Here is a 1103-nt window from a genome sequence, read left to right as displayed (position 1 = left end):
GGAATCTCCGAACAAGCCTTCAGTTATGCGAGAATCCCCGCAACACCTGATCCGAGCCGCCCATGAGCCAGATGAGCTTTTCCGACTTTGAGTACGCCGGCAAGCGCAAGCAAACCCGCCGAGAGCGCTTCCTCGCCGAAATGGATCAGGTGGTGCCCTGGGCAGGCCTGCTGGAGCTGATCGAACCGTTCTACCCCAAGGCCGGCGGCGGTAGAAAACCCTATCCTCTGGAAACCATGCTGCGCATCCATCTGTTGCAGAACTGGTTCTCCCTGAGCGACCCGGCCATGGAAGAAGCGCTCTACGAAATCACGCCCATGCGCCAGTTCGCACTCCTGACGCTGAGCGCGCCAATCCCCGAAGACACCACGATCATGAACTTCCGGCACTTGCTGGAGAAGCATCAGCTCGCACCGGCAATCCTTGCGGTCATCAATGGTTATCTGCAGGAAAAAGGCCTGTCGCTGCGCCAAGGCACCATCGTCGATGCCACCATTATTCATGCCCCCAGCTCGACCAAAAATAAAGAAGGCAAGCGTGATCCCGAGATGCACCAGACCAAGAAAGGCGGTCAGTATTTCTTCGGGATGAAGGCGCACATCGGTGCCGATGTCGAGTCCGGCCTGGTGCATCACGTCCATGGCACCGCTGCCAATGTGGCCGATGTCACGCAGGTGGCTGAACTGCTGCATGGCGAAGAAAACGCCGTGTATGCAGATGCCGGTTACACCGGTGTCGAAAGGCGCGAAGAGCATGAAAATCGGGGGGTGATCTGGCAGATTGCAGCGCGTCGCAGCACCTATTCCAAGCTGAACCAGCGCAGCGTACTGTACAAAGCCAAGCGCAAGATCGAGTTCTGCAAGGCTCAGACACGGGCCAAGGTCGAGCATCCGTTTCGCGTGATCAAGCGGCAGTTTGGTTACGTGAAAGTACGTTTTCGTGGGCTGATGAAAAACACGGCTCAGTTGACCACGCTGTTCGCCCTGGCAAACCTGTGGAGGGTTCGAAAACAGCTCATGGGTATGGGTGAGGTTCGCGTTTAACACGGAGAACCGGTCGAAAAAGCTCTCCGTACATGATTTTTCGGTCACTTTTCGTCCAAT

General features: G+C 56.6%; 1 protein-coding gene. It reads left to right on the top strand.

Annotation, left to right across the window (positions count from 1 at the left end; genetic code table 11):
• The first annotated feature begins 62 nt into the window (after window positions 1-62).
• On the top strand, window positions 63-1043 hold the full coding sequence (locus G1E_RS05870; protein ID WP_004576175.1) for an IS5-like element ISPa41 family transposase: 981 nt from the start codon (window positions 63-65) through the stop codon (window positions 1041-1043).
• Window positions 1044-1103: the final 60 nt, after the last annotated feature.

The sequence above is a fragment of the Pseudomonas sp. TJI-51 genome (assembly GCF_000190455.2).
GTDB lineage: Bacteria > Pseudomonadota > Gammaproteobacteria > Pseudomonadales > Pseudomonadaceae > Aquipseudomonas > Aquipseudomonas juntendi.
Note: the sequence above shows the minus strand (reverse complement) of the source record. Positions and strands in the feature narration are given on the sequence as shown.